General features: G+C 73.5%; 18 protein-coding genes. 11 read left to right on the top strand and 7 right to left on the bottom strand.

Annotated features, from left to right (window positions below; genetic code table 11):
* Positions 1-432 precede the first annotated feature (432 nt).
* A complete protein-coding gene (locus ABZ490_RS33315) occupies positions 433-1,245 on the top strand; it encodes a ferritin-like fold-containing protein (protein WP_358998681.1) in 813 nt (270 codons plus the stop codon).
* Between the two features lie 42 nt (positions 1,246-1,287).
* On the opposite strand, the gene ABZ490_RS33310 is transcribed toward ABZ490_RS33315, so the two are convergent.
* The 4 genes from ABZ490_RS33310 to ABZ490_RS33295 all read right to left on the bottom strand — a co-directional run bounded on the left by ABZ490_RS33310 (position 1,288) and on the right by ABZ490_RS33295 (position 3,177).
* Positions 1,288-1,557, bottom strand: coding sequence for a hypothetical protein (locus tag ABZ490_RS33310; protein ID WP_358998496.1), 270 nt, complete (start codon positions 1,555-1,557; stop codon positions 1,288-1,290).
* Positions 1,558-1,747: 190 nt separating this feature from the next.
* Complete coding sequence (locus ABZ490_RS33305) at positions 1,748-1,975, bottom strand: DUF3107 domain-containing protein (RefSeq protein WP_030784015.1); 228 nt, start codon at positions 1,973-1,975, stop codon at positions 1,748-1,750.
* Positions 1,976-2,122: 147 nt separating this feature from the next.
* Positions 2,123-2,764 carry a TetR/AcrR family transcriptional regulator gene (locus tag ABZ490_RS33300; protein WP_358998493.1) on the bottom strand — a complete coding sequence of 214 codons (642 nt, stop codon included), beginning with the start codon at positions 2,762-2,764 and terminating at the stop codon, positions 2,123-2,125.
* A 191-nt stretch (positions 2,765-2,955) separates the two neighbouring features.
* On the bottom strand, positions 2,956-3,177 hold the full coding sequence (locus ABZ490_RS33295; protein ID WP_358998490.1) for a hypothetical protein: 222 nt from the start codon (positions 3,175-3,177) through the stop codon (positions 2,956-2,958).
* Positions 3,178-3,376: 199 nt separating this feature from the next.
* On the opposite strand from ABZ490_RS33295, the gene ABZ490_RS33290 reads away from it, so the two are divergent.
* From ABZ490_RS33290 to moeZ, 7 genes are all read left to right on the top strand, one after another.
* Complete coding sequence (locus tag ABZ490_RS33290; protein WP_358998487.1) at positions 3,377-4,348, top strand: alpha/beta hydrolase; 972 nt, start codon at positions 3,377-3,379, stop codon at positions 4,346-4,348.
* 94 nt (positions 4,349-4,442) lie between these two features.
* The gene (locus tag ABZ490_RS33285; RefSeq protein WP_358998484.1) at positions 4,443-5,762 is read left to right on the top strand and encodes a DUF3152 domain-containing protein; all 1,320 of its coding nucleotides are present in this window, start codon (positions 4,443-4,445) and stop codon (positions 5,760-5,762) included.
* A gap of 221 nt (positions 5,763-5,983) precedes the next feature.
* Complete coding sequence (locus ABZ490_RS33280; RefSeq protein ID WP_358998482.1) at positions 5,984-7,738, top strand: DUF3492 domain-containing protein; 1,755 nt, start codon at positions 5,984-5,986, stop codon at positions 7,736-7,738.
* Positions 7,735-8,886: a hypothetical protein gene (locus tag ABZ490_RS33275; protein WP_358998479.1), complete on the top strand. Its 1,152-nt coding sequence runs from the start codon at positions 7,735-7,737 to the stop codon at positions 8,884-8,886. Before ABZ490_RS33280 ends, ABZ490_RS33275 begins: the two co-directional genes overlap by 4 nt.
* Positions 8,887-9,147: 261 nt before the next feature.
* A complete protein-coding gene (locus tag ABZ490_RS33270; RefSeq protein ID WP_358998476.1) occupies positions 9,148-10,110 on the top strand; it encodes an NAD-dependent epimerase/dehydratase family protein in 963 nt (320 codons plus the stop codon).
* A complete protein-coding gene (locus tag ABZ490_RS33265; protein ID WP_358998473.1) occupies positions 10,098-10,865 on the top strand; it encodes a spherulation-specific family 4 protein in 768 nt (255 codons plus the stop codon). Before ABZ490_RS33270 ends, ABZ490_RS33265 begins: the two co-directional genes overlap by 13 nt.
* Positions 10,866-10,928: 63 nt before the next feature.
* Positions 10,929-12,107 (top strand): adenylyltransferase/sulfurtransferase MoeZ, encoded by a 1,179-nt coding sequence (gene moeZ, locus ABZ490_RS33260; RefSeq protein WP_358998470.1) that lies wholly within the window; start codon positions 10,929-10,931, stop codon positions 12,105-12,107.
* A 74-nt stretch (positions 12,108-12,181) separates the two neighbouring features.
* Here moeZ and ABZ490_RS33255 read toward each other — a convergent pair whose 3' ends face one another.
* The 3 genes from ABZ490_RS33255 to ABZ490_RS33245 all read right to left on the bottom strand — a co-directional run bounded on the left by ABZ490_RS33255 (position 12,182) and on the right by ABZ490_RS33245 (position 18,219).
* The gene (locus ABZ490_RS33255; RefSeq protein ID WP_358998466.1) at positions 12,182-13,744 is read right to left on the bottom strand and encodes an alpha/beta hydrolase; all 1,563 of its coding nucleotides are present in this window, start codon (positions 13,742-13,744) and stop codon (positions 12,182-12,184) included.
* Between the two features lie 147 nt (positions 13,745-13,891).
* The gene (locus tag ABZ490_RS33250; protein WP_358998464.1) at positions 13,892-15,433 is read right to left on the bottom strand and encodes an alpha/beta hydrolase; all 1,542 of its coding nucleotides are present in this window, start codon (positions 15,431-15,433) and stop codon (positions 13,892-13,894) included.
* A 107-nt stretch (positions 15,434-15,540) separates the two neighbouring features.
* A complete protein-coding gene (locus ABZ490_RS33245; protein ID WP_358998461.1) occupies positions 15,541-18,219 on the bottom strand; it encodes a lysylphosphatidylglycerol synthase domain-containing protein in 2,679 nt (892 codons plus the stop codon).
* Positions 18,220-18,405: 186 nt separating this feature from the next.
* Here ABZ490_RS33245 and ABZ490_RS33240 point away from each other — a divergent pair, with 186 nt between their 5' ends.
* From ABZ490_RS33240 to ABZ490_RS33230, 3 genes are all read left to right on the top strand, one after another.
* On the top strand, positions 18,406-18,813 hold the full coding sequence (locus ABZ490_RS33240; RefSeq protein WP_358998458.1) for an MGMT family protein: 408 nt from the start codon (positions 18,406-18,408) through the stop codon (positions 18,811-18,813).
* Between the two features lie 159 nt (positions 18,814-18,972).
* On the top strand, positions 18,973-22,356 hold the full coding sequence (locus ABZ490_RS33235) for an ATP-dependent DNA helicase (RefSeq protein ID WP_358998455.1): 3,384 nt from the start codon (positions 18,973-18,975) through the stop codon (positions 22,354-22,356).
* Positions 22,357-22,430: 74 nt separating this feature from the next.
* Positions 22,431-26,030 (top strand): UvrD-helicase domain-containing protein, encoded by a 3,600-nt coding sequence (locus ABZ490_RS33230; RefSeq protein ID WP_358998452.1) that lies wholly within the window; start codon positions 22,431-22,433, stop codon positions 26,028-26,030.
* Positions 26,031-26,035 lie beyond the last annotated feature (5 nt).

Raw genomic sequence — 26,035 nt, 5'->3', positions numbered from 1 at the left:
AACGTCGTAGTCAGGGTGCTGCCTCTTCTGTGTACGCGGTGCGAGGCGAGCGCGGGGGTCTTTGACGGACCGTGCCGGGGACGTCGGCTGCCTTACGGGCAAACCGCATGCGGCAAGCCGTATGGCACGGGACCTCTGCCGACGCTCTAGCGCTCGTACCGCTGGAGGGTTCCCTCCGGTCGTCGTACGCGATGTGCCGTACGGCCGGGGAGGGCTGTCGGGTCGGAGCCGATCGGGCCACCGACCGGGCATCCTCATACGTGCGGCCCGTCGAATATTCGGCAGGCGCATTACCACCATACCCCGGAATCGCGCACATGCGATGGCCGATTCGGTCACGTTGTGGTTGTCACACCGTCGGACATGGTCGCTCGCGTCGTCGTGGTCACACTGATTGACCAGGGACTTCCGTCGCGCGGTGAGCGGGCTATTGTGCGCTGCATGACCACCTCTGACAAGCCTGAGAACGCCTCCGAAGAGCCTGCCGAGCCTGCCGCGTCCGTCGGGTCCACCGGGTCCACGGGGTCCACCGGATCCGACGAGGCCGTCACGGGGATCGCCGCCCAGGACTGGGCGCAGGCCTCCGCCGATCCGCAGTACCGGGCCGCGGTCGTGGACCTGCTCGGCGCCCTCGCGTACGGCGAGCTGGCCGCGTTCGAGCGGCTCGCGGAGGACGCCAAGCTGGCGCCCACGCTGGAGGACAAGGCGGAGCTGGCGAAGATGGCCTCGGCCGAGTTCCACCACTTCGAGCGGCTGCGCGACCGGCTCACGGAGATCGGTGAGGAGCCGACCGCGGCCATGGAGCCGTTCGTCGCCGCGCTCGACGGCTTCCACCGGCAGACGGCGCCCTCGGACTGGCTGGAGGGCCTGGTCAAGGCGTACGTCGGCGACTCGATCGCCAGTGACTTCTACCGGGAGGTCGCGGTCCGCCTGGACAGCGACTCCCGCGCCCTGGTGCTCGCCGTGCTGGACGACACCGGGCACGCCGGCTTCGCCGTGGACCGGGTCCGCGCGGCGATCGACGCCGAACCGCGCGTGGGTGGACGGCTCGCGCTGTGGGCGCGCCGGCTGATGGGCGAGGCGCTGTCGCAGTCCCAGCGGGTGGTCGCCGACCGGGACGCGCTGTCGACGATGCTCGTGGGCGGTGTCGCGGACGGCTTCGACCTCGCGGAGGTCGGCCGGATGTTCTCCCGGATCACCGAGGCCCACACCAAGCGGATGGCCGCGCTGGGGCTCGCGGCCTGAGCCCCGCCGGGCTCCTGGCTCCTGGCTCCGGGCTCCGGGGGGCTACGCCGGGGCCGAGCGGCGGCGCAGTCGGCCGGCCGGGCGCAGCAGCAGGGAGACCGAGGCGACGGAGACGACCGCCGCGCCGATCAGGCTCGGCAGCAGGGCGCCGGAGCCCAGCGCGCTGTGGGTGACGAAGTCACCGAACAGGGCTCCGGCGATCCCCGTCGCGAGGACGAGGGCGCGGACCGGCAGGCGGTGGGACAGGCGCTGGAGCGCCGCCCACGCGAGCGCGAGACCGAGCACAGCGGAGCCGAGCGCTTCCAAGATCATGTGGGTCCCTCCCGGACGGCGGGCCGTGCACCAAGGTCACAGCCCGTCCTACCCGTGACCTGCGGAAGGCAATCCTCCCGTGTGGACCACTTGTGCGTCCCCGGTGAACATGCGAAGGGGCCCGGCGGTCGTGTCGACCGCCGGGCCCCTTCTCGCATGGCGTGCGCCTTGCTCGTGCCTTGGCCCGTGCTTACAGCGCGCCGAAGCCCACCTTGCGCGGGGCCGGCTCGCCCAGCTCGACGTAGGCCAGGCGGTCGGCCGGTACCAGGACCTTGCGGCCGTGCTGGTCCACGAGGCTGAGCAGCTGCGACTTGCCGGCCAGTGCCTCGGCCACCACGCGCTCGACTTCCTCGGGAGTCTGACCGCTCTCCAGAACGATCTCGCGGGGCGCGTGCTGCACGCCGATCTTGACCTCCACGGCTATGTCCCTCCGACGGTCATGGGGTGCGCGGGCGTCCGCGCCGTACGCTGCACACATTAGCCCGGTGAGGGGACGTACACGGCGTGGCCGTCCACGCCAGGAGCGAACAGCGGGCGGGAACAAACGGACGAGCCGCGCCGTGGCTCAGTGCTGATCGGTGCCGTGCAGCGGGAACCCGGCGATGCCCCGCCACGCCAGCGAGGCCAGGAGCTGCACCGCCTGGTCGCGCGGGACGCTGCGGTCGCTGTGCAGCCAGGAGCGGGCGACGACCTGGGCCAGACCGCCCAGACCGGAGGCCAGCAGCATCGACTCGGGGCGGGAGAGGCCCGTGTCCTCGGCGATGACGTCGCAGATCGCCTCGGCGCACTCGTTGGTGACCTTGTCGACGCGCTCGCGCACCGCGGGCTCGTTCGTCAGGTCCGACTCGAAGACCAGGCGGAAGGCCCCGCCGTCGTCCTCGACGTACGCGAAATAGGCGTCCATCGTGGCGAGGACGCGCTGCTTGTTGTCGGAGGTCGACGCGAGCGCGCCCCGTACCGCCTGGATCAGCGACTCGCAGTGCTGGTCCAGCAGCGCGAGGTAGAGGTCGAGCTTGCCCGGGAAGTGCTGGTACAGCACCGGCTTGCTGACACCCGCCCGCTCGGCGATGTCGTCCATGGCGGCGGCGTGATAGCCCTGCGCCACGAAGACTTCCTGGGCGGCGCCCAGCAGCTGATTCCGTCGGGCACGGCGCGGCAGGCGCGTGCCTCGCGGGCGTGCCGCCTCTGTCTGCTCGATGGCTGTCACGCCGCCTCCCAAAGTCGTCCTCATGCGGTGAGCGCCGCGCCGCCATCGTACTTTTCGGTAACCGTGTGGCGCGCGGTGCGAGCGCAGAATTTCACGGACCGGACGATCACAAAAGCGGTACAGAAGGTTTTGAATAGGTGCAGTCCGGGCAGAATGCCGCCTCGTCTCTGTTCGGGAACTGCGGCGGGACGTCAGCGGTAGTCGTCCTCGTCCAGCGAGACGACACGCGCCTGTTCGACGAGATCCGCCTCGTTCGCCCGCGTGGGGTCCACACCCTCCAGGGGGTCGTCGCGCCCCGGGGTGCCGTCCGCGTACTCCTCGGCGGCCGCGTTCTCCGGTGCCTCGACGTCGATCTCCCCGAAGTCGTCGTCCTCTTCCGCGAACGTCTCGGGGTCGGTGGGGTCAATCGCCATGGTGGGCTCCCTTCCGACGGACGCCCCCGGAACACGCGGGGGCCACAAGCGGGTGCCCTCACTACGAGCCTAGGAGACACCCGTTTCGGACGCTATGCGATGGGCCCCCGAATCTCGCCGGTATCCGTACCCGCCCCGCGCCCCTCTTGTGACGCCGAACACACATGGCCGCACGTGATCGTCTCGTAACATTGCCCGCATGTCTTCGACCGAGCTGCCGTCCGTGCCGCCCACCAGCGTGCTGCCGAAGGTGGCCTCCGTCAGGGTCGCGGAGGGCGAGCGGCTGCGGTCCGTCGGTCTGTCGGGTGTCACGCTGACCGTCCGGTCCCGGCCCCCCGCGCGCGAGGGGCTCGCACCCGCACTGTTCGTCCACGGCCTCGGCGGTTCCTCGCAGAACTGGTCCGCGCTGATGGCCGGGCTCGACGGGGCCGTGGCGAGCGAGGCCGTCGACCTGCCCGGCTTCGGCGACTCCCCGCCGCCGGACGACGGCAACTACTCGATCACGGCACACGCGCGTGCCGTGATCCGCTACCTCGAGGCCTCCGCCCGCGGACCCGTGCACCTCTTCGGCAACTCCCTCGGCGGCGCGGTGTCCACGCGCGTCGCGGCGGTCCGCCCCGACCTGGTCCGCACCCTGACCCTGGTCTCGCCGGCCCTGCCCGAGCTGCGCGTGCAGCGCACCGCCATCCCGACCGGGCTCGCCGGTCTGCCCGGGGTGACCGCGCTCTTCGGCCGGCTCACCCGCGACTGGACGGCCGAGCAGCGCGTCAGAGGCGTCCTCGCGCTCTGCTACGGCGATCCCGGCCGCGTCTCCCCGGAGGCGTTCCGGCACGCGGTCGAGGAACTGGACCGGCGGCTGCAACTGCCGTACTTCTGGGACGCGCTGACCCGCTCCACGCGCGGGCTGCTCAGCGCCTACACCCTGGGCGGACAGCACGGGCTGTGGCGCCAGGCCGAGCGCGTGCTCGCCCCCACCCTGCTGATCTACGGCGGCCGCGACCAGCTCGTCGGCTACCGCATGGCCCAGCGTGCCGCCCGCGCCTTCCGCGACTCCCGGCTGCTCACCCTGCCGGACGCCGGGCACGTGGCGATGATGGAGTACCCGGAGACGGTGGCCGCCGCCTTCCGCGAGCTGCTCGCCGAGACCGCCGACGCGAAACCGGGGGGCTGAGACTCACGTGGGACGCCACAGCCGGCGTGGACCTGCGCCCAAGAGCGCACCCAAGAACTCCTCCCGTGCCTCCTCGGGAGCCCCCGGCCCGGGGGTGCCCGGGCGGCATCCCGACGGCACCCCCGTGCTGCTTCCCGACGGCACGCCGTCCCACGGGACGCCCCGCCACCCCGACGGCACCCCCGCGCGCGGTGTCCCGCAGGTCCGCGGCGGACACCCCGAGCAGCGGGAGGCCGGCGGCGGCTGGGGCGACCTGAGGGGACGTCAGGCGGGCGCCGCCGGGCAGCCGGTGATACCGCGTCAGCGTCCGGTCCCGCCGCAGGGCCCGCGACCGGGGCCCCGCCAGGAGTACCTCGACGCCTTCGACCGGGGCGAGGACGACGACGTCTTCACGCGCGCGGGGCGGCCGTTCGCGCCCCCGCGCGCGTCCACCTCTCATGCGTCCGGTCATGCGTCCGGCCCTTACGCCGGTGACCTGCACGGGGGCGACCGGCGCGAGGGTGACCTGTACGGCGGTGACCTGTACGGCGGTGGCCTGTACGGCGGTGACCTGTTCGGCGGCGGTCCCGCCTCCGGCCTGGACGACGACGCGCCGCCCACGGGCGCACCCGCGGACGCCAAGGGGCGGACCTTCACCGGGATCGCCGCCGCCGCCGTCACGACCGTGCTGGCCGTCGTGGTGGCCGGGCAGGTGACCGACGGGCGCGACGACAGCCGCGTCCGGTCGCAGTCGGCCGCCGGGAAGGCCGCCGGCGGGGCCCTGGAATCCGGGGCGCCGAGCCCGTCCGCATCCGCGTCCGCGTCGCCCGTGGCACTGACGTACGCACAGAAGATGGACGTCAAGTACCCGCTGGACGCGAAGCTCGAGGGGTCGGGGAAGTTCGAGGCGATCCCCGGGGTCGACAAGGCGCCGGGCAAGGGGCAGAAGTTCACCTACCGGGTGGACGTGGAGCGCGGGCTCGGTCTGGACGGCGAGCTGTTCGCGCAGGCCGTGCAGAAGACCCTCAACGACGACCGCAGCTGGGCGCACGACGGCGCGCGCACCTTCGAGCGGATCTCCTCGGGGAAGCCGGACTTCGTGATCACCCTCGCCAGTCCCGGCACCACCGCCGTCTGGTGCGCCAAGTCCAGTCTGGACACCACCGTGGACAACGTCTCCTGCGACTCGGCCTCCACCGAACGCGTCATGATCAACGCGTACAGATGGGCCCAGGGATCACGTACCTACGGTGACGCGATCCACGCGTACCGGCAGATGCTGATCAACCATGAGGTCGGCCACCGGCTCGGCTACCACCACGAGAACTGCCAGAAGGACGGCGAGCTCGCCCCCGTCATGCAGCAGCAGACGAAGTTCCTGGACCACCACGGGATCCACTGTCTGCCCAACCCATGGGCTTATCCCAAGAGTTGACGGGAGTCCCGCACCGCTGAACACGCCATGACGTTTCGCATCCGAGTGAACTCCTAGCGCGACCGAACGCGACCCGCACGGGAAAGTTACGACCGTTCACCCCTTTTGGTGGCGCGATGGACAACCGTCCGTCGCGCCACCGCCTTGTCCGCATACGTTCTTCCCGCTGCGAGCCGCCGGGTCAACGGCGGCTCCCCAGAGGGGAGATCGGGGGTGCGTGCGTGCGCATCGGACTGCTGACGGAGGGTGGCTATCCGTATGTGAGCGGTGACACCGGACTCTGGTGCGACCGGCTCGTGCGCGGGCTCGGGCAGCACGAGTTCGACATCTACGCGCTCAGTGACGGACCGCGCCAGGAGGAATCGGGCTGCGTCACGCTCCCGCCGCAGGTCAGGCGGGTGCGGACGGCACCGCTGTGGACCGCCGAGGAGGACGGGGTCGGGTACGGGCGGCGCGCACGCCGGCGCTTCACCGAGTGCTACGGCGACCTCGTGACCGCCCTCTGCGTCGGCGTACCGGCCCAGGCGGACCGTTTCGCCAGCGCCCTCTACGGCCTCGCCGAACTCGCCCGGGACCAGGGCGGGCTGGTGGGAGCGCTCCGCTCGGAGAGCGCCGTCCGCGCTCTGGAACGCGCCTGCCGTGCTCCCGGCGCGCTGCGCACGGCGCGCGAGGCGCGCGTACCGGAACTGCTGACCGTCGCCGGGCAACTCGAACGAGCCCTGCGCCCCCTCTCGCTCGACTGGTACGGGCCCGACGGACCGGACGAGGGCACGCTCGGCTCGGTGGACCTGTGCCACGCCGCCTCCGGCGGTCCGGCCGCCCTGCCCGGACTCCTCGCGCGCCACTTCCACGACGTACCGCTGCTCGTGACGGAGTACGGGGTGCGGCTGCGGACGCACTACCTGAGCGCGGGCGCGCCCGGTGCGACCGCCTCCGACGCGAGCCCCGCCGTCCGTGCCCTGCTCGCCGCCTTCCACGGCCTGCTCGCCGCCGAGACCTACCGGCAGGCCGCCCGCCTCGCCCCCGGCAACGCGCACGCCCGCCGCTGGCAGGAGCACTGCGGCGCCGACCGCGCCAAGGTGCGCACGGTCCACCCGGGGATGGACGACGCGCCCTTCGCGGACGTGGGCGACGCACCGGACACCGCCGATCCGCACACCCTGGTCTGGGTCGGGCGGGTGGAACCGGCGAAGGACCTGGTCTCCCTGCTGCACGCCTTCGCCCGGGTCCGCACGGAGCAGCCGAGGGCCCGCCTGCGAATCGTCGGCACGCCCGCCGGGCCCGAGGGGCAGGCCTACCTCGGGCACTGCCGCGTCCTGGCCGCCCAGCTCTTCCCCGACGAGGCCGAGGGCCCGCACGCCGTCGGCGACAACCCGGTGTCCTTCGAGGAACTCGGCGGCCCGGAGGCGCCCACCCTCGCCGAGACCTACGCGGCCGGCGCCGTCGTCGTCCTGTCCAGCGTCGTCGAGGGGTTCCCGCTGGGGCTCGTGGAGGCGATGTTCTGCGGCCGGGCGACGGTGTCCACGGACGTCGGCGCGGTCGTCGAGGTCATCGGCGGCACCGGGCTCGTCGTCCCGCCGCGCAATCCGCGGGCGCTCGCGCAGGCGTGCACGGCCTTGCTGCGCGACCCCGAACGCCGTGCGCGCCTGGGAGCGGCCGCCCGCGCCCGCGCGCTGGAACTCTTCACCGTCGAGCAGAACGTCGAGGCGTACCACGGCCTCTACCTGGAGATCGTCTCCCAGTGCCCGGCCCTCGGGGTCGTCCTCGACGAGGCCGGTGACCCCCGTCCCTTCGCCGTCCCCGCCGAGGCCCGGCTGCCCGGCCGCTGGACCGGCCTGGGCGCACGCGTCACCGCACGCCGAGGCCCGGGCTGGGCGGCGGGGCCCCCGGTACGGGGGACGGCCGCGCGCGGCGGCCCACCCGCTCAGGGAGCGTCGGCCGTCGCCGCGGTCCCCCTCGCCGAGGGGGCGCGATGAGCGGCCTGGGCGAACGGGACCGGTCCGACGCCCCCGAGACCCCTGCCGCGCCCCGCCGGGGCGCCGGGGACCCCGTGAAGGCGCTGCTGCACCGTCACCGGGAGCTGTGCGAACGCGCCGTCGACCCGCTGGAGATCGCGGCGGGCCTGGAGGCGCACGGCGTCACCGACCGCACCGCGGCCCGCTTCCGGCACCGGGACGTCTTCTCCCTGGCCGAGGAGATGTACGCCCGCATCCCGCGCGGCGACGACACACCGCCGCGCCCCGCGCCCACGGCCCTCCCGCGCCCCCGCCCGGACCGCGCCCTGCTCACCCTGCTGCCGGGCGCCCTGTGCGCCGCGGCGCTGACCGGACTGCGGTTCACCGACGGGCGGCCGCGCCTCCTCGTGGCCGTCGCCGGCGTCCTCGCGGTCACCCTCGCCCTGCGCCAGGTCCTCGCCAAGGGCCCGCTCGGCCCACGCCACGGCACCCGCCCCGGCCGGCGCCGGACCGCCCTGTGGACCGGCTGGCTCCTCGCCCACGCCGTCCTCGGCGCCGGTCTGCTGCGGGCCGCCGTGGCAGGAGGCCCCGACGGTCCACCCACCGGCACACCGGACGGCCCGTGGCCCTTCGCCGCCGCGCCCCTGCTCACCCTCACCCTGGCCTGCGCCCCCGCCGCCTGCTGCGCCCACCTCCTCACCGCCCGCGCCCGCCGCCGACTCGACGCCAGCCGCGGCCTGGAGGAGTTCAGCGCATCCGTACAGCCGCTGCTGCTGGGCGTGTTCACCCTGTTCCTGGCCGCTCTCGGCGCGTTGACCGCCCTGTGCGCCGCGGCCCTGGACGAGCCGCCCGCGTACGCCCCCGTACTCACCCTGGGCGCCCTCCTCTTCCTCGCCCGCCTCCTCACGGTGCACGGCTTCCCCCATGTCCCCGCGGTCGTCCTCGCCGCCACGGGCACCGCCGAAGCCCTCGCCCCGGCCACGGTCCTCGCGGGCCGTCTGCCCGGCTGTGACGGCCTCGCCGTCCCCGTCGACACCCTCGTCACCGCCTGGGGAGCGGCGAGCGTCCCGGCCCTGCTCTGCGCGGCCGCCGGCCTGGCCCTGCTCGTCCACGCCGCCCGCACCCTGAGCAGGGCCTCCGCCCACGCGCGAACGGCCCACCCGTGCTGACCCGCCCGCGACCACCGCGCGCAGCGCCACCCCCACCGTGCGCCGACCGCACGACGCCCGCGCTCCTCCATCCAGCCGCAGGCAACCGCAACACCCTCGAAGGAGAGAACAGATGACCACCTCCCGATCCGGAGCGACCGGAGCCACCGGGACACCCGCGGTCGCAGGAGCCCCCGCGGTGACAGGAGCAGCCGCGGCCCCCGGGGCGAGCGCGGCCCACGCGGCCCCGACAGCCGCAGCGCACACCGAGGGAGCCGCACGATGAGGGTCCTGCTGACCGGAGCCAACGGCTACCTCGGCCGCTTCGTCGCCGACCGCCTGCTCGCCGACCCGGCCGTCCAGCTCACCGCGCTCGGCCGCGGCGACGACGCCGACGTCCGCTTCGACCTCGCGTCCGGCAGTCCCGGCGCGCTCACCCGCTTCCTCGACGCGGTCCACCCCCAGGTCGTCGTCAACTGCTCCGGCGCCACCCGGGGCGGTGCCCGCGAACTGACCCGGCACAACACCGTCGCCGTCGCCACCATCTGCGAGGCCCTGCGCCGCAGCGGCTGCGGCGCCCGGCTGGTGCAGATCGGCTGCGGCGCCGAGTACGGCCCGAGCCAGCCCGGCTCCTCCACCGCCGAGGACGCCGTCCCCCGCCCCGGCGGCCCGTACGGCGTCAGCAAACTCGCCGCCACCGAACTCGTCCTCGGCTCCGGCCTGGACGCCGTCGTGCTCCGGGTGTTCTCCCCGGCCGGCCCCGGCACCCCGGCGGGATCGCCCCTCGGGCGCCTCGCGGAGGCCATGCGCCGCGCCATGCAGTCCGGCGACGGCGAACTCAAACTGGGCGGACTCGGTGCCCAGCGCGACTTCGTCGACGTCCGCGACGTCGCCCGCGCGGTGCACGCCGCGTCCCTCTCCGCCGCCCAGGGCGTCATCAACATCGGCTCCGGGCGCGCCGTCCGGCTGCGCGACGCCGCCTCGATCCTCGCGCGCGTGGCCGGATACGGCGGCGCCCTCCATGAACTCGACGGCCCGCCCGGTGCCCATCTGCGGCCGTCCATCGGACACCCCCGCGCCGACTCCGACCACGCGGCCCCGGTCGCGTACCCGTACCCCGACGGCTGCGGCAGCTGGCAGCAGGCCGACGTGCGCACCGCCCGCGACCGGCTCGGCTGGCGGCCCCGGATCAATCTGGAGGAGTCCCTCGCCGACATCTGGATGGAGGCGGCATGTCGTATCTGACCGGCACGCCGACGGGCACCGCGGGCACCGCGGGCACCGGGACCACCGACCTCCGCACGGGCTTCGGCGTGCCCGGCACGGCCCACCCCCTGCTCGCGCCGGCCGAGTGGGGCTCGCTCGCCCGCACGGGCGCGGCCCTGCACTGGGTCGTCCTGAACGTCGCCGACGGTCCCGGAGTCCGGCCCGACCCGCACTGCCTCCAGGCCGTCGGCGGGCTGCGCAACGCGGGTGTCCGCGTCCTCGGCCACCTCGACCTCGGCCACGGCGTCCGCGCCTTCGCCGAGGTGCTCTCCGACGCACGGCGGCACCTCGACTGGTACCAGGTCGACGGCTTCCTCCTGGACCGCTGCCCGGCCGGGCGCACCGAACTCCCCGAGGTCCGCCGCACGGTCGCCGCCCTGCGCACCCTGCGTGACACGCCCCACATCGTCCTCGGCCACGGCACCCACCCGCACCCCGGCTACGCCGAGCACGCCGACCAACTGGTCACCTTCAGCGGCCCCTGGACCGACTACCGCTGGTCGCAGGTGGCCGAGTGGACCGCCGACCATCCGCCCGAGCGGTTCTGCCACTTGGTGCACGGCGTGCCCCGCGGCCACCTCGACGAGGCGCTGCGCATCGCCCGCTGGCAGGGCGCGGCCACGATCTGGTTCACCGACCGGGGCGACCGCGGCGGGCTCGACGACCCCTGGGAGACCCTGCCCGGCTACTGGGACGAAATCGTCTCGCGGATCGGAACGGGTGTCTCGGAATGAAGAAGGCCGTGGCAGTGTTACGGGGAGAACAACTGTAGTGATCGACCGACCAACGGAGTCCCCGTGTCGCTGCCACCCCTGGTCGAGCCAGCCGCTGAGCTCACCGTAGACGAGGTTCGCCGGTACTCCCGCCACCTGATCATCCCCGACGTCGGGATGGACGGGCAGAAGCGGCTGAAGAACGCCAAGGTGCTCTGTGTGGGCGCCGGCGGCCTGGGCTCGCCGGCGCTGATGTACCTGGCCGCGGCAGGTGTGGGCACGCTCGGCATCGTGGAGTTCGACGAGGTCGACGAGTCGAACCTGCAGCGCCAGATCATCCACAGCCAGGCCGACATCGGCCGCTCCAAGGCCGAGTCCGCCCGCGACTCGGTCCTCGGCATCAACCCGTACGTGAACGTGATCCTTCACGAGGAACGGCTCGAGGCCGAGAACGTGATGGACATCTTCAGCCAGTACGACCTGATCGTCGACGGCACGGACAACTTCGCGACCCGCTACCTGGTCAACGACGCGTGCGTGCTGCTGAACAAGCCGTACGTCTGGGGCTCGATCTACCGCTTCGACGGTCAGGCGTCCGTGTTCTGGTCCGAGCACGGCCCCTGCTACCGCTGCCTCTACCCGGAGCCCCCGCCCCCGGGCATGGTCCCCTCCTGCGCCGAGGGCGGCGTCCTGGGCGTGCTGTGCGCGTCCATCGGCTCCATCCAGGTCAACGAGGCGATCAAGCTCCTCGCGGGCATCGGCGAGCCGCTGGTCGGCCGTCTGATGATCTACGACGCCCTGGAGATGCAGTACCGCCAGGTCAAGATCCGCAAGGACCCGAACTGCGCGGTCTGCGGCGAGAACCCGACCGTCACCGAGCTCATCGACTACGAGGCCTTCTGCGGCGTCGTCTCCGAGGAGGCCCAGCAGGCGGCCGCCGGCTCGACGATCACTCCCAAGCAGCTCAAGGAGTGGATCGACGACGGCGAGAACATCGAGATCATCGACGTCCGCGAGCCGAACGAGTACGAGATCGTCTCCATCCCGGGCGCCAGGCTGATCCCGAAGAACGAGTTCCTCCTGGGCACCGCCCTGGAGGGCCTGCCGCAGGACAAGAAGATCGTCCTGCACTGCAAGACGGGTGTCCGCAGTGCGGAAGTCCTCGCCGTCCTGAAGGCCGCGGGCTTCTCGGACGCCGTCCACGTCGGTGGCGGTGTCATCGGCTGGGTCAACCAGATCGAACCGAGCAAGCCGGTCTACTGACCCCGTCCGCGGATGCGGCCTCTTCGATCGGAGGGGGCTCCGGGTGCCACGAGTGCCCGGAGCCCCCTCCGTCGTCATGAGCAGACCTTGCCGTCCTTCGGCACCGTGCCCTTGAGCAGATAGGCGTTCACCGTCGCGTCGACGCAGTCGCTCCCGCTGCCGTACGCACCGTGCCCCTCGCCCTTCCAGGTGAGCAGCACCCCGACGCCCTTGCCGAGTTCGTCCGCCATCTTCCGGGCCCCCTCGTACGGTGTCGCCGGATCCCCGGTGTTGCCGACCAGCAGGACCGGTGCCGCGCCCGGCGCGCTCACCTCCGGGGTGTCGTACTGTCCGGCCACCGGCCAGTCGTGACACCAGCCGGCCGTGTCCCAGCCCAGGAAGTCCCCGAAGACGGGCGAGATCCTCTCGAACTCCGGCAGCCGCTTCCTCGTCTCCTCGACGGTCGGCCGCTGCTTGTCGTCCAAGCACGATATGACCCGTTGCGCGTGGGTGGTCGTGCCGTAGTTCCCCGAGGAGTCCCGCTCGTTGTAGGCGTCTGCGAGCGCGAGCAGCCCGGTGCCGTCACCCCGCTCCGCCGACTCCAGGGCGCTGGTCAGGGCCGGCCAGCTCTGCTCGCTGTACAGCGGCAGGACGATCCCGGTGACCGCGAGCGCCTGGTTCAGCCGCCGTCCGTCGGACGTCGGCAGCGGAGCGCTGTCGAGCCGCTTCAGGAGGTCCGCGATCTTCGCCGTGCCCTGCTCGGGGTCCTGGCCCGTCGACTTCAGATAGTCGTCCAGCGCCCGCTGGAACCCCCTCGCCTGGTTCTCTGCATGGCCCACCGCGTCCGCGGTCGGATCGACGACCGCGTCGAGGATCAGCCGCCCCACCTTCTTCGGGAACAGATGGGCGTAGACACCGCCGAGTTCGGTGCCGTAGGAGATGCCGAAGTAGTGCATCTTCGTGTCGCCGAGGACCTGGCGCATCAGATCCATGTCACGGGCCGTGTCGGTGGTCGACACATGCGCCAGCAGATCGCCGGCGGCCTTTGCGCAGCCCTGGCCGAAGTCCGCGGCGTCCTGGAGATACGCCTCTTCCTCGGCCGTCGTGTCCGGGGTGATGTCGACGGACTCGGCGGCCTGGATGTCCTTGTTGCTGCGGCAGCGGATGCCCTCGCTCCCGCCCACCCCGCGCGGGTCCCAGCTGACCAGGTCGTACCGTTCGCGGAGCGCGGAGAACGTGGAGCCGTACGGCGGCAGGGTGGTCACGCCCGAGCCGCCGGGGCCGCCGAAGTTGAACAGGAGCGAGCCGATCCGTTCGCCGCGGTCGGCCCGGGACTTGGCGCGGATCAGCGCGAGACCGATGGTCTTTCCGTCGGGCTTCGACCAGTCCAGGGGCACCTTCATCGTGGCGCACCGCCAGTCGGTGCCCGGGGCGGCCGCGTCCGCGCTGCCCCGGCAGCGTTCCCAGTCCAGCTTCTGCCCGGTGAGCGAGGCGGGCAGGGCCGCCGTCGTCGCCGTACCCGAGGAGCCCGCGGACGACCGCGCACCGGCCGAGCCCCCCTTCCCGTCCTCCCCGTCGCCCGAGGAGCCGCCGGCGCAGCCCGCCGCGAGCAGCGCGGCGGCGGCTCCCAGAGCCGTCCACCGTAGGAATCGCGCCATGTGCCCTTCCCCCCTTGCCGACCGTCCGCGCCGGGTGGCGGGACGGCTGTCAGGCCATGGTAGGCCGACCGTGACTCATGCGTTGGAGCCTGTGGATAACGTTGTGACCTGCGGGTTTTCCGGGATGGAGGGGGAGGTGGGGGAGTTTCAGGAGCAGACGGTCCCGGCGGTCGGCACCTTGCCGTCCAGCAGATAGCCGTCCACGGCCTCCCGTACGCATGTGTTCTTGCTGCCGTACGCGCCGTGCCCCTGCCCCCGGTAGGTCAGCTCCACGCCGACGCCCTTGCCCAGCGCGGTCGCCATCCTGCGCGCCCCCTCGTACGGGGTCGCCGGGTCGCCGGTGTTGCCCACGACGAGGATGGGCGCCGAGCCGGCCGCGGCGACGTCCGGACGGTCGGCGGCGCCCGGCACGGCCCAGTCGGCGCAGCTCACCATGGACCAGGCCAGGAAGTCCCCGAACAGGGGTGAGGCGGCGCGGAACTCCGGCACCTTCGCCTCGACCTGATCGGCGGAGTAACGGGGCCGGTCGTCGGAGCAGTTGATGGCGGCGTTCGCGGCGGCGATGTTGCTGTACTCGCCGTTGGCGCTGCGGCCGTTCATCGAGTCGGACAGCAGCATCAGGATCCTGCCGTCCCCGTCGTAGGCCTGTTCGAGGCCCTCGGTCAGGTACTCCCAGAAGTCCTTCGAGTACAGCGACTGCGCGATGCCGTTGGTGGCGGCGCTCTGGGTCAGGACGCGCGGGAAGACGCCGGGGAGCGGTGTGGCCTCGAGCCGCTTCAGCAGGGCGGCGATGCGGTCCTGCACGTCCTGCGGGGTGTCGCCGACGGGGCAGCCCCCAGCCTGGGACGTGCAGTCCTCCGCGAAGTTGTCGAGCGCGAGCTGGAAGCCCCTGGCCTGGCCGAGGGCCCCCTGCTCCGGGGTCTGCGTCGGGTCGACGACCGCGTCGAACACGGCCCGCCCCACGTTCTTCGGGAACAGGTGGGCGTAGACGCCGCCGAGTTCGGTGCCGTAGGAGATGCCGAAGTAGTGGAGCTTCGGGTCACCGAGGACCTGGCGCATCAGGTCCATGTCACGGGCCGCGTCGGTGGTGCGGACATGCGGCAGCATCGTCCCGGAGTGCTTCTCGCAGGCCGCGTTGAACTTCTCGGTGTTGTCCAGCAGCGCGGCGCGCTCGGCGGTGTCGTCGGGGGTCATGTCCTGCTGGAAGTACGCGTCGAGCTGCTGGTCGTTCTCGCACGTCACCCCCGCGCTGCGGCCGACCCCGCGCGGGTCGAAGCTCACCAGGTCGTAGCGGGTGCGCAGGGCGGTGTAGTCCTCGCCGAACGCCGGCAGGGTGCTGACACCCGAGCCGCCGGGCCCGCCGAAGTTGAACACCAGCGACCCGATCCGCCGGTCCGGTGCGCCGCTCGCCGCGGCCCGGATCAGCGCGATCTCGATGGTGTCGCCCTCGGGGTCGGCCCAGTCCCGGGGCGCCTTCATCGTGGCGCACTGCCAGGGGTCGCCGTCCGGCAGCGGCGACGGGGCGGTGCCGCCGCCCTCCGAGGCGGACGGGGCCGGGCAGTCCTCCCAGCCGAGCTTCTGCGCCGTCAGGTCCTCGTCCCCGCCGTCCTCGCCGCAGCCGGCCAACGCGGAGGTCAGCAGCAGAGCGGTCGCGGTCAGGGCGGCGCGCAGACGGGCGGGGTTCGGCATGATCCCATCGTGCGGTCGGGCCCACTCCCGCGCGCGGGGCACGGGCCGTACGAGGGACGCCGTACCGCTCCGCGGAGGCTTTCCCGACGGGCGGCGTCCGGAGGGTCCTAGAGGGCGCCCTTGCGGCTCAGCTGGTTGAAGGCCAGCCAGCCCGGCAGCACCGGCAGCCACAGCGTCAGCAGCCGGAAGAGCAGCACCGCGGGAGCGGCCACCTCCTTGGGCAGGCCCACCGCGATCAGACCGACCGTCAGTGTCGCCTCGACCGCTCCGACACCGCCCGGGGTCGGTGCGGCGGAGCCCAGCGCGTTGCCGGCGAGGAAGACGACCGCGACGCTGGCGATGCTGATGGAGGACGATTCCGTGCCGAACGCGCGGATCGAGGCGTCCAGGCACATGACGAAGCAGAACGTCAGCAGCAGCATGCCGCCGATGCCGGTGACCAGCTTCTGCGGCCGCTGCAGCACGTCCAGCATGCGCGGCACGACACCCGCGAACAGCGACCTCACGCGCGTGACGACGAATTTCCGCAGGAACGGCACCGACGTCACCACCAGCACGAGCACCGCCACCGTCAGCAGACCCGCGATGACCGTGCGGGACGGCGACAGCGACGGGGTCTTCTCGGTACCGGTCAGATAGCCGAACGACAGCAGCATCAGGATGTGGCAGCCGAGCCCGAACAACTGCGACGCGCCGACACTCGCCACTGCGAGCCCCGGGCGCACCCCCGAACGCTGGAGGAACCGCGTGTTGAGGGCGACCCCGCCGACCGCGGCCGGGGCCACGATCTTCACGAACGACCCCGCGACCTGCGCGGCGACGGTCCGCGGGAACGGCACCCGCTCCGGCACGAACCCCAGCAGGCTCATCGCGGCGGCGACATAGCTCAGCGCCGAGAACAGTACGGCCGCCGCGACCCAGCCCCACTCGGCGTTGGCGACGAGCGGGCCGAACTCGATGTGCGTGAGCTGCGTCAGCAGGAAGTACGCGCCGATCGCACCGGCGATGAAGCTCATCAGGGTGCGCGGCCGCACCCGCTCCAGCCGGGCCGGCTCGACCGGGGCCTGGGGCCGGATCCGCAGCACCTGATGCCGGATCTGGGTCAGCAGATCCTCCTCGCGGGCCTCCTCCAGGGCCTCGTCGATGGCCCGCTTCTCGGCACGCGCCTGTGCCCGTACGGCCTTCTTCTCGGCCTTCTCGGAGACCGGTTCCGTCTCGTGCCCCGCCTCCAGCCGGGCCTGCTTGGCCTGCCGGGACGCCTCCAGGACCGCCTCGCGCTCGCGCTGTGCCCGCTCCCGGGCCAGTCTGCGCAGCGTCGCGCGCGTGGAGCGGCTGAGCGCGATGGGCTGGAGCATCGGCAGACAGTCCGCCACCGCGTCCGGGCCGAGCACGCCCACCGCCGAGGCGACCGCACGCTCGGCGCCCACGCGCAGCCCCAGCGTCACGAGCAGCTGGGAGATGTCCATGCGCAGCAGCAGATCACCGGCCGCGATCTCGCCGACGCGCAGATCGGTGAGGATCACCGTGCCGGAACGATCCACCAGGACCGCGTCCCCCACCAGGCGCCGGTGAGCGATGCGCCGGGACTGCAGGGCGCGCACCTGGTGCCAGGTGTCCCGCAGGAGGTCGTCGGTGATCTCCTCGTCCGCCAGCGAGTCCAGCGTGCGCCCGCCGGTGTGCTCGTAGACGAGCATCACGGCGTCGGGGCCGAGCTCGGAGGTGGCGATCAGCTTGGGGGCGTTGGCGCCCGCCGCGATCGCCGCGTAGGCGAGCAGTGCCTCCTGCTCCAGGGCCTGGCGCAGCGACTGCAGGCTGCTGCGGGTGGCGAAGCCGCGCAGGGTCAGATTGCGCCACGCGCGGTAGAAGAATCCCTGGGCCTGCTGTTCCCGGTCGACCACGGTGACGTCCAGCGGCGGGCCGTCCTCCAGGGTGACGAAGTAGCGCCGGCCGCGGTCGCCGGTCTCGGAGGTGTCCGGCGCCTCCTCGCGGGCCGCGCTCACCGGATGGAAGCCGACGTGCCGCAGGCCCGCCATCAGCGTCCGTCCCGTGGGCCGCACGTTCGGCGAGCCGACCGCGTACAGCGTGCCGTAGGCGACGGTCCAGCCGATCAGCACCGTCAGGATGATCGAGAACGGTGTGGTGTAGCCGGTGACCAGCATCGAGAACGCGTCGAGGAGCAGCACCATCCACAGCACCGCGCGCCAGCGCGGCCGGCGCGACATGCCGACGGCCGTCATATAGGCGATGACGGGGGCGAGATAGCCGTGCACCGGATCGGTGAGGGCGTGGATGTCGCCGGGGGAGGGCTGGGTGAGCGCCTCCTGGATCGAGTCCGGGGCCGCCTTGGCGACCCAGAGGTCGGTGGCGAGTGTCACACCGTGTGCGAGGACGGCGGCGAGCACGCCGTCGGCGATGCGCAGCCCGTCCCGTTTGATCAGCCGTTCGATGGCGAAGGCCACCGGCACCAGCAGGATCGCGATGCTGGACGCCAGTCCCGCGATCTTGATGAGCAGGTCGGGCGCCTGGCCGGTGCCCTTGTTGATGTCCTGCTCCAGGCCCGAGGTCGTTCCGTGTGCGAAGGCGGCGATGCCCAGCAGCACGATGACGGCCAGCACGCCCACCAGAAGACGCATGAGGTCGGAGGGGCGGTGCACGCGCGCGGGGAGCAGCGGCTCGTCGCCCTCCACCTCGTCGCTGTGCACCTCGTCGTTCTCGGGACCGTCCGGGCGCGACGCAGCGTCAGAGGTGCCCTCCGCGTCCTCGGGATGCACACCCTGCTGCTTCATCGTCTCTTCTTGATCTCGTATCACCGGTCACCGCCCGCACGATGGTGGCATGCTCCACCGACACACGGGGGCATCAGGGTGCAAACGCGGGGGCGCACAGTCTGCCCCACGCACTGCCCGGGGGCGAGGGTCACGCACGGTCACGCATCGGTCGTCCTGTCGGTGGGGTGCGGCAGGATGGGGCGGATGAGCGAGCAGAGCAACCCGGACGACGCCCGCCCGGAGGACCCCGACGCCCGCCCCGGGTACCCCGACGCGCTGCCGGAGTACGCCGAGCGGGTCCTGGGGGTCGCGGAGCTGATCCCGCCCGGGCGGGTCATGACGTACGGGGACGTCGCCGAGTGGCTCGAAGAGGGCGGGCCCCGGCAGGTCGGCCGGGTGATGGCCCTCTACGGCGGGGCCGTTCCGTGGTGGCGTGTGGTGCGCGCGGACGGGGCGCTGCTGCCCGGCCACGAGCTGCGGGCGCTCGGTCACTACCGCGACGAGGGCACGCCGCTGAAGGAGGCGAGCAGGGCCGCCGAGGGCCATCTGCCGCGCCTCGACATGCGGCGGGCGCGCTGGGACGGCGGCGAACACGCGGACGGTCACACCTGACAGCTTCCGCCATCCGGCCCGCCCGAGGGGAGCCTGTGGCCCGTACGGGGGAAAACAGGAAAACCGGGCACGTCGGTGGCATGGCGTACGTTCGAGGGGCGCGGGGCGGAGAAAGCGGCCCTCGATCACCCAGCACACCCACCAGGACCGGCGAACCACGTGAGCTCCTCTTCCTCCACCAGGCGCCTGTCGCACCCCCAGGGTCGACAGGGGAACCGTGGCGCTTACCGGCTGGTCCGAACCCCGCCCGCCCGGACCGTCCCCCCTCGTCTGGACGCCGCACAGCGCTCCGTGGTTGACCACGTCACCGGGCCGCTGCTCGTGCTCGCCGGCCCCGGCACCGGCAAGACCACCACCCTCGTGGAGTCCGTGGCGGCCCGCATCGCCCGCGGCGGCGACCCCGCGCGCGTGCTGGTGCTGACCTTCAGCCGCAAGGCGGCCGTGGAGCTGCGCGACCGGATGGCGCTGCGCATGGGCGCCGCGCGCGCGCCCCAGGCGACCACCTTCCACTCGTACTGCTACGCCCTGGTCCGCGCCCACCAGGACGGCGAGCTGTTCGCGGAGCCGCTGCGGCTGCTGTCCGGTCCCGAGCAGGACGTGGCCGTCCGGGAACTGCTCGCCGGCCAGCTCGACCTCCAGCGGCTCGGCCTCGCACACGTGCGCTGGCCGGACGAACTGCGCGCCTGCCTCACCACGCGCGGGTTCGCCGACGAGGTCCGCGCGGTGCTCGCCCGCAGCCGGGAGCTCGGCCTCGGCCCCGACGCCCTGGACGCCTTCGCCGCCCGCATCGGCCGCCCCGACTGGCGGGCCGCCGCCGCCTTCCTCGCCGAGTACCTCGACGTCCTCGACCTGCACGGCGTCATCGACTACGCCGAACTCGTCCACCGCGCGGTCCTCCTCGCCCACCGCCCCGAGACCGCCGTGCGCCTGGCCGCGCAGTACGACGCCGTGTACGTCGACGAGTACCAGGACACCGACCCGGCCCAGGTACGGCTGCTGCACGCCCTCGCGGGCGGCGGCCGCACCCTCGTCGCGCTCGGTGACCCCGACCAGTCGATCTACACCTTCCGGGGCGCCGATGTGAACGGCATCCTGGACTTCCCGGACGCCTTCCCCCGCTCCGACGGCCGCCCGGCCCCCGTCGAGGTCCTGCGCACCTCCCGCCGCTCCGGCGCCGCCCTGCTCGCCGCCACCCGGCTGCTGACCGCGCGCATGCCCCTGACCCGCCTCCCGGCCGAGAAGGTCCGTGCCCACCGCGAACTCGTCCCCGCGCGCGAGGGCGGCCGCGTCGAGGTCTACACGTATCCGACCGCCGGCACCGAGCTGGACAACGTCGCCGACATCCTGCGCCGCGCCCATCTGGAGGACGGCGTGCCCTGGGGCGACATGGCCGTGCTGGTCCGCGCGGGCTCCCGCACGATCCCCACGGTCCGCCGCGCCCTCACGGCGGCGGGCGTCCCCCTCGACATCGACGGCGACGACCTCCCGCTGCGGCACGAACCCGCGGTGGCCCCCCTGCTGACGGCCCTGCGCGCGGTGGCGACCGCGGAGGTCTCCAGGAGAGAGGTGGAGGTCTCCAGGGGAGAGGGGGAGGTCTCCAGGGGAGAGGGAGACGCCCACGGCTCGGACGGCAGCGAAGGCACTCGGGAAGGCGACCCCTGCTGGCTCGACACCGAGACCGCCCTCACCCTCCTCGCCTCCCCGCTCGCCGGCATGGACGCCGCCGATCTGCGCCGCCTGGGACGCGCCCTGCGCGAGGAGGAGCGCGCCGCGGGCAACCCGCTGCCGCCGCCCTCCGACGACCTGCTCACCCGCGCCCTCGCCGAACCGGAGCGCCTGGTCACCCACGACCCGGTGTACGCGCGCGGCGCCCAGCGCCTCGGCGCGCTCCTCGCCGCGGCCCGTGAGCGCCTCGCCCGCGGCGGCACGGCCGAGGAGGCGCTGTGGGACCTCTGGGAGGGCACTCCCTGGCCCACCCGGCTGGAGCGGGCCGCCCGCCGCGGCGGCGCGGCCGGCCGCAACGCCGACCGCGACCTGGACGCCGTGTGCGCGCTGTTCGCCACCGCCGCCCGCGCGGAGGAACGCACCGGCGGCCGCGGCGCCCTGAACTTCCTCGCCGAGATCGAGGCCGAGGACATAGCCGCCGACACCCTCACCCGCCGAGCGGTACGCCCCGACGCCGTCCGGCTGATGACCGCCCACCGTGCCAAGGGCCTGGAGTGGCGCATGGTCGTCGTCGCCGGCGTCCAGGAAGGCCTGTGGCCGGACCTGCGCCGCCGCGGCTCCCTCCTGGAGGCCGACCGCATCGGCCGCGACGGACTCGCCGAGCCGCTCACACCGGGCGCGCTGCTCGCCGAGGAACGGCGGCTGTTCTACGTCGCCGCCACACGCGCGCGTGACCGGCTCGTCGTCACCGCGGTGAAGGCACCGGCCGACGACGGCGACCAGCCCTCCCGCTTCCTCACCGAACTCGGCGTGGAACCCCGGGACGTCACCGGCCGCCCCCGCCGCCCCCTGTCCGTCGCCGCGCTCGTCGCCGAACTGCGCGCCACCACGGTCGACCCCCGCACCTCCGCCGCCCTCCGCGAGGCCGCCGCCCGCCGCCTCGCGCGCCTGGCCGCGCTCGCCGACGAGGACGGCCGCCCGCTGGTGCCGTCGGCGCACCCCTACCGCTGGTGGGGCATGTTCGAGCCGACCGAGAGCAGGGTGCCGCTGCGCGACCGGGACCAGCCCGTCGTGCTCTCCGGCAGCGCCCTCGACCAGCTCGCCAACACCTGCGCCCTCCAGTGGTTCCTGGGCCGCGAGGTGAAGGCCGACGCGCCCGCCACCGCCGCCCAGGGCTTCGGCAACGTCGTGCACGTCCTCGCCGACGAGGTCGCCTCCGGGCACACCCCGGCCGACCTCGACGTCCTCATGGAGCGCCTCGACTCCGTGTGGAACGCGCTCGCCTTCGACGCGCCCTGGAAGTCGGAGCAGGAGAAGAGCAACGCGCGCGTGGCGCTCGAACGCTTCCTCCAGTGGCATGTGGGCGACCGCGCGGGGCGCACATCCGTCGCCAGCGAGCACGACTTCGACGTCACCCTCGAAGCGGGCGACTACGAGGTGCGCATCCGCGGTCAGATGGACCGCGTGGAGGCGGACGGCGAGGGCCGCGCCTACGTCGTCGACTTCAAGACGGGCAAGCAGGCGCCGACCGCGCGCGAGGTGGAACGGCACCCCCAGCTCGCCGTCTACCAGCTCGCCGTCCGCGAGGGCGCCGTCGACGACGCCTTCGACGGCGTACGCCCCGCACCGGGCGGCGCCGAACTCGTCCAGCTGCGCCAGGGCGCCGCCAAGCGCGACGGCGGCGACACCCTGCCCAAGGTGCAGGCCCAGGAGGCACTGGAGGGGCCGCAGGGGGAGTGGGTCGGCGAGCTGCTCGCCACGGCGGCCGGCAAGGTCCTCGACGAACGGTTCACCCCGAGCGCCGGCCAGCACTGCACCCACTGCGCGTTCCGGGCGTCGTGCAGCGCGCGGCCGGAGGGACGGCACGTGGTGGAGTGAGCGGGGACACAGGCCCGGCGGAGGCGCCGGGTGCGTGGTCATCGATTGTCGGTGCCCGCCGTTAGCCTCTTTTCATGCCCGCCCGCATCACCGATCCCGAGCAGCTCAAGGAGCTCCTCGGGATCCCCTTCACCCCGGAGCAGACGGCCTGCATCACCGCGCCGCCCGCCCCGCAGGTGATCGTGGCCGGAGCCGGGTCGGGCAAGACGACGGTGATGGCCGCGCGCGTGGTCTGGCTGGTCGGCACCGGCCAGGTCGCCCCCGAGCAGGTCCTCGGCCTGACCTTCACCAACAAGGCGGCCGGCGAGCTCGCCGAACGGGTCCGCAAGGCGCTGGTCAAGGCGGGCGTCACCGACCCCGACGTCATCGACCCCGACCACCCGCCGGGCGAGCCGGTGATCTCCACGTACCACTCCTTCGCGGGCCGGCTGCTGACCGACCACGGCCTGCGCATCGGCCTGGAGCCGAACTCCCGCCTGCTCGCCGACGCCACCCGCCACCAGCTCGCCGCGCGGGTCCTGCGCGAGGCCCCCGGCCCCTACCCGGCGCTCACCCGCTCCTTCGCCGACCTGGTCGGCGACCTCCTCACCCTCGACTCCGAGCTGGCCGAACACCTCGTGGGCCCCGACGAGCTCCGCACCTGGGACGCCGCACTGCTGGACACCCTGGAGGGCACCCGGCTCAGCAACGCCGACCTGCGCAAGGTGCCCGAGGCCGCCGCCGCCCGGCGCGAGCTGGCGGGCCTGGTGGTCCGCTACCGCGCGGCCAAACGCCACCGCGACCTGCTGGACTTCGGCGACCAGATCGCCCTCGCGGCACAGCTCGCCCAGGTCCCCGAGGTGGGCCGGATCCTGCGGGACGAGTTCCGCGTGGTCCTCCTCGACGAGTACCAGGACACCTCCGTCGCCCAGCGCATCCTCCTGGCCGGACTGTTCGGCGCCGGCACCGGACACCCGGTGACCGCCGTCGGCGACCCCTGCCAGGCCATCTACGGCTGGCGTGGCGCCTCCGTCGCCAACCTCGACGACTTCCCCGAGCACTTCGCCCACGTCGACGGCCGGCCCGCCACCCGCCAGGCCCTCAGCGAGAACCGCCGCAGCGGCGGCCGCCTCCTCGACCTCGCCAACGGCCTCGCCACCCCGCTGCGCGCCATGCACGCGGGCGTGGAGGCCCTGCGCCCGGCCCCCGGCGCCGAACGCGACGGCCTGGTCCGCTGCGCGCTCCTGGCCACCCACGCCGAGGAGATCGACTGGATCGCCGACTCCGTCGCCCACCTGGTCCGCACCGGCAAGGCGCCGGGCGAGATCGCCGTCCTGTGCCGTACGGCCACCGACTTCGCGGAGATCCAGGGCGCCCTCGTCTCCCGGGACGTGCCCGTCGAGGTCGTCGGCCTCTCCGGACTGCTGCACCTGCCCGAGGTCGCCGACCTCGTCGCCGTCTGCGAGGTGCTCCAGGACCCCGGCGCCAACGCCTCCCTGGTCCGGCTGCTCACCGGACCGCGCTGGCGCATCGGCCCGCGCGACCTCGCCCTCCTCGGCCGGCGGGCACGGCTGCTCGTCGCCCACACGCGCGGGGACGGCGGCGACGACCCGGACCGCCGTCTCGCCGAGGCCGTCGAAGGCGTCGACCCGTCCGAGGTGATCTCCCTCGCGGACGCTCTCGACACGTTCCTGGAGACCCCCTTGGAGGGCGGCCAGGACGACAGGCTGCCGTTCTCGCCGGACGCGCGCGTGCGCTTCGCCCGCCTCGCCGCCGAACTGCGCGACCTGCGCCGCTCCCTCGCCGACCCGCTGATGGACGTCCTGCACCGCGTCCTCGCTGTCACCGGCCTCGAGGTCGAACTGTCCGCCTCCCCGCACGCGCTGGCCGCCCGCCGCCGCGAGACCCTGTCGAACTTCCTCGACGTCGCCGCCTCCTTCGCCGCCGGCGAGAGCGAGACGAGCCTGCTCGCCTTCCTCGGCTTCCTGCGCACCGCCGCCCAGTACGAGAAGGGCCTCGACAACGCCCTGCCCGGCGGCGAGAACACCGTCAAGGTGCTCACCGCCCACAGGTCCAAGGGCCTGGAGTGGGACGTCGTGGCCGTCCCCGGCCTGGTCACCGGCACCTTCCCCAGTGGCCAGGGGCGCGAGAAGTGGACCGCCCAGGCCAAGGTGCTGCCGCACGCCCTGCGCGGCGACGCCGACACCCTCCCCGACATCGACTCCTGGGACTCCCGGGGCATGAAGGCCTTCCACGAGGCCATGAAGGACCACCAGCACACCGAGGAGCTCCGCCTCGGCTACGTCACCTTCACCCGCCCCCGCTCCCTGCTCCTGGGCTCCGGCCACTGGTGGGGCCCCAGCCAGAAGAAGCCCCGCGGCCCCTCCGACTTCCTGCGGGCCCTGTACGACCACTGCGTCGCCGGCCACGGCGAGATCGAGGCCTGGGCCGACGAGCCGGAGGAGGACGCGGAGAACCCCGCCCTGCACCGCGCCACGGCCGACCGGGCCTGGCCGCTCCCCCTGGACGCCGACGCACTCGCCCGCCGCCGCGCCGCCGCCGACACCGTCCTCGCCCACCTGGACGACCTCGCCGCCCAGGACGACGTACGGCCCGCCGTCGCGCACGACCCGGACGCCCACGACGACCCGGACTGGCCCCCGCCCCCCGACGAGGACGAGCCGCCCCACGACGAGACCGACCCGTTCGAGACCGACCCGTTCGAGACCGACCTCCTCGCGGACGCGGACCCCTTCGCGGACCCGGACCCCTTCGACGCCACGGACCCCTTCGACGACCGTGAGGGCTTCGCGGGCGCGCCCGGCCCGGTCGACGGCGACACCCCCGGCGTCCCGGCCCGCCCCGCCGTCCCCCACCAGGCCACCGCCCCCGAGCCCCCTGCCACCCGGCCCCGGCGGGGTTCCCTCACGCCCGAGGAGGCCCGCGCGGTCGCCTCCTGGGACCGCGACCTCGACGCGCTCGCCGGGGAGCTGCTGCGCACCCGCCGGAGCGTCACGGACGTACCCCTCCCGACGACGCTCACCGCCTCGCAGGTGCTGCGCCTGGCCGAGGACCCGGACGGGCTCGCGCAGGAACTCGCACGCCCCATGCCGCGCCCCCCGCAACCGGCCGCGCGCCGTGGCACCCGGTTCCACGCATGGGTGGAAGCCCGCTTCGAGGCGTTGACGCTTCCCCTCCTGGAACCCGACGAGCTGCCCGGCGCCGACGCCGAGATCGCCGACGAGCGCGACCTGGAGGACCTCAAGGAGGCCTTCGAGCGCACCGAGTACGCCCGGCGCACCCCCCACCGCGTCGAGGCCCCCTTCCAGCTCGCCCTCGCCGGCCGCGTCGTACGGGGCCGTATCGACGCCGTCTACCGGCAGGACGACGGCGATACGACGACGTACGAGATCGTCGACTGGAAGACCCACCGCGCCCGCACCGCCGACCCCCTCCAGCTCGCCCTCTACCGGCTCGCCTGGGCCGAGCAGCAGGGAGTGCCCGTGGAATCCGTCACAGCGGTGTTCCTCTATGTCCGCACCGGAGAGGTCGTACGGCCCCGCGACCTGCCCGATCGCGCAGCCCTGGAGCGCCTGTTGAGGGGCGAGGAAGCCCCCGCGGAGGGGCACGAGCCACCCCAAGGGCGGGAAAAGCGTGGGCAACCGCCCGGCGAGGATGCCGGCGCGGGCCGATAGGCTCG

Origin of the sequence: Streptomyces sp. NPDC005811, assembly GCF_040630405.1 — a bacterium.
GTDB lineage: Bacteria > Actinomycetota > Actinomycetes > Streptomycetales > Streptomycetaceae > Streptomyces.
Note: the sequence above shows the minus strand (reverse complement) of the source record. Positions and strands in the feature narration are given on the sequence as shown.